Consider the following 5,160-nt stretch of genomic DNA (forward strand, 5'->3'; position numbering starts at 1 on the left):
GAACCCCTCAGCAAGGTTCATCGTTCCAGGTCAGGAAGGCACTTTCGCGTTTTCCGACCCAGCCAGCCGTACGCAAATGAAACGGCGAGGCTAGGACATCTCCTGGCCGCCAATGCGACCGGTACGGCACACGCTCCGCTCCCGCGCACGGGGCCGGGCACCAGCGCGGGGAGGGCTCAACCCTTGGGGTACGGCCAGGCGTTGGGCTTGCAGATCCGTCCGTCGGTCGCCAGGTACTTGGTCTGCTGCATCATGACCGGCGCCAGGGCGCCCGACTTGGGGCACCCCTCGTGCCCGAGACCGAGGCGGTGGCCCACTTCGTGGTTGATGAGCATCTCGCGGTACGTGAGCATCCTGTCGTCGCCGTAGGTCTCCGCGCCCTGGGCCCACCGGTAGGCGTTGATCATGACGCGCTCGGTGGAGGCGGAGTCGCAGGAGACGTTGTCGACCGTGGTGTCGAGGCCGGACTTCGCGCACCAGGTGGCGGTGGTGCCCGGGCTGGCCAGGGTGATCACCCAGTCCGGGTCCCCGGACGAGACCCGCTCGAAGGTACGGGCGCCGCGGCGCCCCCAACTGCGGGGATCGTTCAGGGTCTTCTGCACGGCCTCCGCGAACAGCTTCCCGTCGAGCGGCAGTCCCTTCTCGATGTCCACGCGGTAGCGCACGACCTCGCCCCTGCCGGGCGCTTTGTCGTGGCCGCCGACGGTCGTGAAGACGCCGGAACCGGACAGCCGTTCGTCGAGTGGGTACAGGGCCGCCATCTTCCGGGCGTAGGTGACGGGCGCGGCGGGCGACTTGGAGGGGGCGGCGGGCCGGTCATCGGAGCGCGAGGTGTCGCGGTTGTTCTCCCGCGGTGCCTTGCTCGCGCCCGGCAATGCGATGCGTCCCCGGTCACCGGCTACGAACTCCCCCGCGGCGACGACGGCGAGCACGGTGATCACGGCTGCGGCGGCGATACCGGCGAAGGCGCGGCCCTTCCCGCCCTTGGGGCGCCGCGCCGCCGACTCGCCGTCGGACGCCAAGTCGTCACCCGCCACTGCCTGCTCGCGGGGGTCGCGGGGGTCCGCGGCAAGGGCCCCTGCCCGGCGGCGTTCGGGCGCACCGGGCAGACCACCGCCGTAGACCTGGTCGTCGAACGCGTCGATGAACTCCTGCCGCGGCCTCGGCACGAACACGCCTCCTGGCGGGGTTTGGGTGGCAGCGGCGGTTGCTGATGCGGTGACGGATGCGGATGCGGATGCGGATGCGGATGCGGATGCGGCTGCGGCTGCGGCTGCGGCTGCGGAAGATGCCGAAGCGGCGACACCGGACCCGCGGCGCCCCTGACGGTACACAGGAACCCCATGCGGCGGCGTACCCGGACCGTACGCACGAACCCCATGCGGCGGCGTACCCGGACCGTACGCACGAACCCCATGCGGCGGCGTACCCGGGCCCGCCGGGCCGGGGCCGCCTTGGCGCATGCCCGCACCGTAGGCGGGCACCCCCTGCGGCGGCGTCGAGGGCCCGGCGCCCGGACCGGAAGTGGAACGCGGACCGGAAGCGGAACCCGGACCGGAACCAGAAACCGGGCCGGAGGCAGAACCCGGGCCGGGGCCGCGGCCCCCCGCCCTCTGCGAAGGTCCCGGCGGCGGGAAGGCACTCCCGCCCTGGACGGGCACCCTCTGCGACGGCGTGCCCTCACGGACGCCGGGCCCGCCCGCGGAGCCGTCCCCGCGCGGCGGCGCTCCGCCGAACCGCATGCCGTGCGGAGGCGTTCCGTGGTGCATGACCGGCGTGCCGCGGGGCGGGGTCGGCGAGGTCGGCGCGGCACCCCAGGCGCCGCCCTGCTCGCGCTGTTCGGGATGACCGCCACGGACATTGCGTGGCGGCGGCGTGGCGGAGCTCCGGATGATCCGTGGGCCGGCCTCGCCGTCGGCGGATTCCCGCCCCGGCGCCTGGCCCGTTGCAGCGGCCGCCTCGGTACGGCCGCGACGGCTATGACGTCCCACGCGTCGACTCAGCTCCTGCCCGCTTCGCGGCCGTGGCCGCGGTCGTCGTCCCCGCGGCCCTCTCGTCGTCCATCAACTCGCGGAAGGCCCGCGCCACCACATCGGGATACTCCATCATCGCCACGTGCCCGGCCTCCGGCAGGGTCAGGAGCCGCGAGTCGCGATAAGCCCGCGACGCGCGGGCGGCCATGCGGAAGGACACAAGCTTGTCCCGTCCGCCGTATACGAGCAAGGTCGGCGCGAGCACGCGCTCCGCCTGACGCCACAGGGAATGCTGGCCGCCAAGCGTGTACGCGTCAACGACGCCGCGCGAGGAACGAGCCATCACGTCCCAGAAATACGGCAGCGCCAACCGACGCTCGTACTCGGCGACGGCCGCGGTGAAGCCGTCCGGATCGACGCGCCCCGGGTCGCCGTAGCACAGTGCCAGCACCTCAAGGGTGCGTCGTTCTGCGGTCCACTCCCGGGTCAGTCGGGCGAAGAGGCTGGTCACACCGGGCACCGCGAGCAGCGCTGTGGGCAGTGCGGAGAGCTGCGGGCGCAGCTCGGGCAGCGCGGGCGAGACGAGCGTGAGGGTGCGGACGAGGTCGGGGCGGGCGGCGGCGACGCGGGTGGTGACGGCTCCGCCCAGCGAGTTGCCGAGGAGGTGGACAGGCCCGCGGCCGGCGGCGTCGAGGTAGCGGATCACGGCCCGGGCATGCCCCGAGATGGAGTAGTCGCCGTCGTCCGGCGGTGCCGAGTGCCCGAAGCCGGGGAGGTCGAGCGCCTCGCCGTCCACCGTGTCCTCGAGGGCCTTCATGAGTGCGGACCAGTTGAGCGAGGAGCCGCCGAGCCCGTGCACGTACAGCGCGGGCGGCAGTCCGTCGCGGACCGCGGCCCGGGTCCGTACGCACAGATTGAGCCCCGGCAGGGCGACCGGGCACAGCTCCTCTCCGGCAGCACGGGCACCTCGCGTCTGGATTGCCGCGTGCGAGGCGCGGGTACCCGGCAGCTCGGTCGAAGACATGCGGCAATGTTACGAGACGATCACGCTGTGGTTTATGTGGCGACCGTCACACGACGTCATGGCGTGCGGACACCGGGCCTCATGCGCTCGTGTAGAGGGCGCTCGCCGGGGAAAGGGGAGTCACCATGTCTGTCGACCCAACCGATCCCGAGACCTTCGACGACGATGCCGACCAGCCGGAGGAGTTCGACGTCGAGGCCCCCGAGGCCGATGCCGCCGAGCAGCACGCCGAACTGGTGGAGCAGCACGACGCCCCGCTCGACGACCACGCGCTGGAGTCGGCCAATCCCGCGGACGCCGCCGAGCAGGCCCGGGTCGTCGAACTGAATGAGGACGACTATCGGTGATCTGCCCCTTTTGTCATCCCCCTTGCACACCGGGCAATCTGTCCGGACCGTGAAATTCTGTGCCCGCACCGAGCACACCCGGGTTACCCGAAAGTACGATGGCGGACGCGGTGGACATGGCGTCGCCGCATACGGAACGACCCATGGGAGGCGGCGTGACAGCCATCGAGCAGACCGAGGCGCGCCCGCGAGGCACGCGCCTGCCGCGCCGTGCCCGACGCAACCAGCTCCTGGGCGCGGCCCAGGAGGTCTTCGTCGCGCAGGGCTATCACTCGGCGGCAATGGACGACATCGCGGAGCGAGCCGGCGTCAGCAAGCCGGTGCTCTACCAGCACTTCCCCGGCAAGCTCGACCTGTATCTGGCCCTGCTCGACCAGCACTGCGAAGCGCTGCTGCAGGCGGTGCGCAACGCGCTCGCCTCGACCACGGACAACAAGCAGCGCGTGGCGGCCACCATGGACGCCTACTTCGCGTACGTCGAGGACGAGGGTGGCGCCTTCCGGCTGGTCTTCGAGTCCGACCTGACCAATGAGCCGGCGGTGCGCGACCGCGTGGACAAGGTCAGCCTGGACTGCGCGAAGGCCGTCAGCGAGGTCATCGCGGAGGACACCGACCTGCCGGCGGAGCAGGCGATGCTGCTGGCCGTCGGCCTGTGCGGTATGGCGCAGATCACCGCGCGCTACTGGCTGGGGTCCGGGCAGAAGCTGCCCCGCGACGCCGCGGCCAAGCTCGTCTCGTCGCTGTCCTGGCGCGGCATCGCCGGCTTCCCGATGCACGGCGCGAGCCGCTCGTAGGCCCTGCGCCCCGGGCGCCCGTGCACGGGGGGCGCGCCCGGGGCGCTGTTCGCTCCTGGCGTGCACGAACGGCGGTCGGCAGGTCCCCGCACCGGGCTAATGTGTGCTGCGTACAGCGCGGCTGACCGCGCACCCTACTGACCGTCGGAGGACGAAGCCGTGGAGGTCAAGATCGGCGTGCAGCACGCGCCCCGCGAGATCACCTTGGAGAGCGGGCAGTCTGCCGAGGAGGTCGAGCGCGCGGTGGCCGAGGCGCTCGTCGGCAAGGCGCAGCTCCTGACCCTGGTGGACGATCACGGCCGCAAGGTCCTGGTTCCCGCCGATCGGCTGGCCTACGTGGAGATCGGTGAGCCGACCGCCCGCAAGGTCGGCTTCGGCGCCGCGTAGCCGCGCCGCGCGTCGCCCGCGCCGAACAGCACGACGCATCACGGCGGCCGAGTGGTCGGATTCGACCACTCGGCCGCCGTACGCGTGTCTCCCGCGCGATCCGGGCGGAGGATTACGTTCCGAAGGGCCGGGGTACGACGGCCGTGGACCGGTTTGCACCTGCCTGTTCGGCTGTTGTGCGGGAGGGACGACACGATGATCCTGGAAGCGCTCGGCTCGGTACTCATCGGCCTCGCGGTCGCCTATGCAGGCACGCGCTGGCTGCCCGAGCGACTCCCGGCCCGCCCCCTCGTGCTCGCCACCGGCGCGGCCGCCGCACTCTTCGGCGGCTTGATCACATACACCGTTGTGGGTGACGCATACCCGCTCGCGACGCTGCTCGGGGCCCTGGCCGTGGGCGTGGCGCTGCTGTCGCTGCTGATCCGTCCGGCGGGACGCTGGGTCCGCCGATCAGCCGCGGCCTGACGGTTCTTCACCGGAACCGCCGGGCCGCAGCTTTTGCGCGGACGGCGGCCTTCGCTCCCCGGCCGCTTCGCTCCCCGGCGAACCCGGGGCCGGGAGCCGCGGAGTTCCCGGCTCACGTGCCCGGGCCCGTCTTCGACGTGGCGTCGTCCACCCGAAGGGCCGCCCCCGCG

The 5,160-nt window shown here is 72.3% G+C and carries 6 protein-coding genes; 4 read left to right on the forward strand and 2 right to left on the reverse strand.

What is annotated here, in order from left to right:
* Positions 1-176 precede the first annotated feature (176 nt).
* Together AB0M26_RS31215 and AB0M26_RS31220 are read right to left on the reverse strand one after the other, a co-directional pair.
* On the reverse strand, positions 177-1,169 hold the full coding sequence (locus tag AB0M26_RS31215) for a DUF3152 domain-containing protein (protein WP_365266271.1): 993 nt from the start codon (positions 1,167-1,169) through the stop codon (positions 177-179).
* A gap of 808 nt (positions 1,170-1,977) precedes the next feature.
* Positions 1,978-2,997, reverse strand: coding sequence for an alpha/beta hydrolase (locus AB0M26_RS31220; RefSeq protein ID WP_365266274.1), 1,020 nt, complete (start codon positions 2,995-2,997; stop codon positions 1,978-1,980).
* A 125-nt stretch (positions 2,998-3,122) separates the two neighbouring features.
* Between AB0M26_RS31220 and AB0M26_RS31225 the strand changes: the two genes are divergently transcribed.
* The 4 genes from AB0M26_RS31225 to AB0M26_RS31240 all read left to right on the forward strand — a co-directional run bounded on the left by AB0M26_RS31225 (position 3,123) and on the right by AB0M26_RS31240 (position 4,990).
* The gene (locus AB0M26_RS31225) at positions 3,123-3,344 is read left to right on the forward strand and encodes a hypothetical protein (protein ID WP_365266277.1); all 222 of its coding nucleotides are present in this window, start codon (positions 3,123-3,125) and stop codon (positions 3,342-3,344) included.
* Between the two features lie 155 nt (positions 3,345-3,499).
* A complete protein-coding gene (locus AB0M26_RS31230; RefSeq protein WP_365266280.1) occupies positions 3,500-4,138 on the forward strand; it encodes a TetR/AcrR family transcriptional regulator in 639 nt (212 codons plus the stop codon).
* Positions 4,139-4,297: 159 nt separating this feature from the next.
* Positions 4,298-4,525: a DUF3107 domain-containing protein gene (locus AB0M26_RS31235; protein ID WP_365266282.1), complete on the forward strand. Its 228-nt coding sequence runs from the start codon at positions 4,298-4,300 to the stop codon at positions 4,523-4,525.
* Positions 4,526-4,720: 195 nt separating this feature from the next.
* Positions 4,721-4,990 carry a hypothetical protein gene (locus AB0M26_RS31240; RefSeq protein WP_365266285.1) on the forward strand — a complete coding sequence of 90 codons (270 nt, stop codon included), beginning with the start codon at positions 4,721-4,723 and terminating at the stop codon, positions 4,988-4,990.
* Positions 4,991-5,160: the final 170 nt, after the last annotated feature.

This window comes from Streptomyces sp. NPDC051776 (genome assembly GCF_040681345.1).
Taxonomy (GTDB): domain Bacteria; phylum Actinomycetota; class Actinomycetes; order Streptomycetales; family Streptomycetaceae; genus Streptomyces.